Source organism: Streptomyces sp. NPDC088354 (assembly GCF_044753585.1).
GTDB lineage: Bacteria > Actinomycetota > Actinomycetes > Streptomycetales > Streptomycetaceae > Actinacidiphila.
In genome coordinates this window covers 1-3,423 of sequence record NZ_JBIVNJ010000122.1, presented here as the reverse complement: position 1 = coordinate 3,423, position 3,423 = coordinate 1, and the positions used below count along the sequence as shown (strand labels likewise).

Here is a 3,423-nt window from a genome sequence, read left to right as displayed (position 1 = left end):
GTGATGGCCTGGGTCGTGTCGGTGTCGGCGGCGGCCTTGTTCATCGCCGCGTCGAGCTCGTCGCTGCCGATGCCGGTGTAGTTCTGCTGGATGTTGTCACCGACGGGCTTGGCGTAGATCGACTTGGTCGACGACACCGGGAAGGCGGTGCCGAGCCAGGAGAAGGCCGTCAGGTCGAAGTTGCCGGTGTTGACGTACTTGTCGAAGAACTCCTGCACCGGGACGGTCTTGATGTTGAGCTTGATGCCGACCGCCTTGAGCATGGGCTGCATCAGCTTGCCCTCGTTGGCGGAGGTGGCGACGGCTGCCGGGATGACGAAGTCCAGCTCGAGGGTCTTGCCGCCCTTCTTGCGGAACTCGCCGTCCTGCTTCCAGCCGGCCTCGTCCAGCAGGCTCTTGGCCTTGGCCTGGTCGAAGACGCCGACGCCGGCGGCGTTGTCCTTGTAGCCCTTCTGGTTGGTGACGAAGAAGTGGTTGTTCAGCGGCTTGGGGTCCCAGTCCAGTCCCTGCAGGTCGGACTGCGCGATGGCGTCGCGGTTCAGGGCCGACATGATGGCCTGCCGGACCTTGACGTCCTTGAGGTTCGCGTGCGCGCCGTTGAACGTGATGTGGCGGTAGTTGGGGCCGGCCGCCTTGCGGATCTCGGCGCCCTTGACCTCCTTGGCCTGCTTGTAGGCGGCCGAGTCGGGGCCCACGTTGAAGAAGCCGATCTCGCCGTTGGCGAAGGCGCCGGCCTGGGCGTCGGCGTCCAGTGCCCGGAAGATGATCTTGTCGAGTATGGCCTTGTTGCCCCACCACTTGTCGTCGCGGACGACGGTGAGGGTCTTGGTGGTCTTGTCGATGCCCTGGAACTTGAACGGGCCCGCGGTGACCGGGATCTTGCCGAGGTAACCGGTGTTGAAGCCGTCCGGGGTGCCGATGACCGAGGCCGGGTAGAGCGGGCTGAACAGGCTCTTCCAGTCACCGAAGGGGCTGTCGAAGGTGACCACGACCTCCTGGTCGGTCTTGCCCTTCGCGACGCTGGAGATCAGCTCGTAGCCGGTGCTGGAGGAGATCTTGTACTTGGGATCCTTGCCGTTCAGCGCCTTCCAGCTGGCCTCGAAGTCCTTCCAGGACATGGCCGTGCCGTCGGACCACTTGGCCTTGGGGTTGATCTCGTAGGTGACGACCTGCTTGCCCGAGCTGTCGTCCACCTTCGCCGAGGTCAGGTAGTCGGGGTTGGGGGACACCGTGCCCGCCGCGTCCGACAGCATGGTGATCGGGATCAGGGAGCGCTCGACGTCGAAGCCGTCCGCGAGCGTGCCGTCGATCTCGTTGTAGTTGAAGTTCTCGGCGATCTCCGCGACCGGCCAGTTGAGGGTGCCGCCCTGCTTGAGCTGGTCGCGGTCGGTGGCCTTGATGTTGTTGGCGCTGGACTTGGGCACCGAGTTGGTCTTGGAGCCGGCGTCCTTCTTTCCGCCGTCGTCGCCGCCGCACGCGGTGAGGACCAGCGCGCCGGCGGTGGCCAGCGCGACCATGACTGCGGACGTACGTGTTCTGTTCAACGAACTCTCTCCTCTAACGGGGTGGGACAACGAAGGGGTCAGACGACAGTGACCGCGGCGGCGTAGTGGCATGCCGCGTTGTGGTCGCCCGCCAGTGCGGAGGGTGACGGGTCCTCGTCGCGGCAGCGGCCGCGTTGGGCCTCGTCGAGGGCGGCGAACTTTGGGCAGCGGTTGCGGAAGCGGCAGCCGGTGGGAACGTCGGTGGGGCTGGGCAGGTCGCCGGTGAGCAGAACGCGCTTGCGCTCGCGCTCTCTGCGGGGGTCGGGCAGCGGTACGGCGGAGAGCAGGGCTTGGGTGTAGGGGTGTGAGGGGGCGCCGAAGACGGTTTCGGCGGAGCCGATCTCGACGATGCGGCCGAGGTACATCACGGCGATCCGGTCGGCGATGTGGCGTACGACGGACAGGTCGTGTGCGACGAAGAGGTAGCTGAGGCCGAGTCGGGATTTGAGTTCGTCGAGGAGGTTGAGGACGCCGGCCTGGATGGAGACGTCCAGGGCGGAGACGGGTTCGTCCAGGACGACGAGTTTGGGTTCCAGGGCCAGGGCGCGGGCGATGCTGATGCGTTGGCGTTGGCCGCCGGAGAATTCGGCGGGGAAGCGGTCGACGTGGTCGGGGTCGAGGCCGACCTGGGAGAGCAGTTCGGGTACGCGGGCGGCGATGCGGTCGCGGGACCAGCCGTGGGTTTTCAGTGGTTCGGCGAGGATGTCGCCGACGGGCATGCGGGGGTCGAGGGCGGCCATGGGGTCCTGGAAGACGACTTGCAGGTCGCGGCGCAGGGCTTTGCGGTCGGCGCCTTTGAGGCCGCGGATGTCCTTGCCGAAGACGGTGACGGCGCCGGACTGGCCGGTGGGCAGGTCGAGGATTTCCAGCAGGGTGGTGGTCTTGCCGCAGCCGGACTCGCCGACCAGGCCGAGGGTTTCGCCTTCGCGGATGTCGAAGGTGATGCCGTCGACGGCGCGGACCTCGCCGACGCGGCGTTTGATGACGGCGCCGTGCATCAGCGGGAAGTGCTTGACCAGTCCGCGGACTTCCAGGACGGGTTCGCGCAGGTCGCGGGGGACGTCGTCGGCGGGGGCCGGGGGGAGTTCGGGTACCGGGTAGACGGTGGCCGGGTCGAGGGGGCCGCCGTCCTCGAGTTCGTGGCTGCGGTGGCAGGCGGTGGGGTGGTTGCCGCCGTCACGGACGGTCAGTTCCGGTTCGACGCGCCGGCACACGTCGATGGCGACGGGGCAGCGCGCGGCGAAGGGGCAGCCGGGGGGCAGCGAGACCAGCGAGGGCGGGTTGCCGTCGATGGGGGTCAGGGCGTGGCGGCGGCCGTCGTCCAGGCGGGGGATGGAGCCGAGCAGGCCGATGGTGTAGGGCATGCGGGGCGTGTAGTAGACGTCGTCGACGGGGCCGGTCTCCACCGGGCGGCCCGCGTACATGACCTGGACCCGGTCGGCGAAGCCGGCGACCACCCCGAGGTCGTGGGTGATCATGACGATGGCGGCGCCGGTGACGTCCTGGGCCTTCTTGAGCACGTCCAGGATCTGCGCCTGGATGGTGACGTCCAGGGCGGTGGTCGGCTCGTCGGCGATGATCACTTCGGGGTCGTTGGCGATCGCCATGGCGATCATCGCCCGCTGGCGCATGCCGCCGGAGAACTCGTGCGGGAAGGCGTCGGCACGCCGGTCCGGGTCGGGGATGCCGACCAGGTCCAGCAGTTCGACCGCGCGTTTGCGGGCGGCGTCCTTGTCCAGGTCCTGGTGGATGCGCAGGGCCTCGACGATCTGGTCGCCGACGGAGTAGACCGGGGTGAGCGCGGACAGCGGGTCCTGGAAGATCATCGCGATGTCCTTGCCGCGGATCTTCGTCATCTCCCGGTCGTCCAGGCCCAGCA

General features: G+C 68.0%; 2 protein-coding genes. Both read right to left on the bottom strand.

The genetic code is table 11. The annotated features are described in order from the left end of the window. Positions 1–1,544 (bottom strand): ABC transporter family substrate-binding protein (locus tag ACIP98_RS42050; protein WP_401982135.1); only part of this gene is annotated, 1,544 nt, incomplete at its 3' end. A 38-nt stretch (positions 1,545–1,582) separates the two neighbouring features. Beyond that, positions 1,583–3,423, bottom strand: a 1,841-nt coding sequence (locus ACIP98_RS42045) for a dipeptide ABC transporter ATP-binding protein (protein WP_401982133.1), incomplete at its 5' end; no start/stop codon positions are given.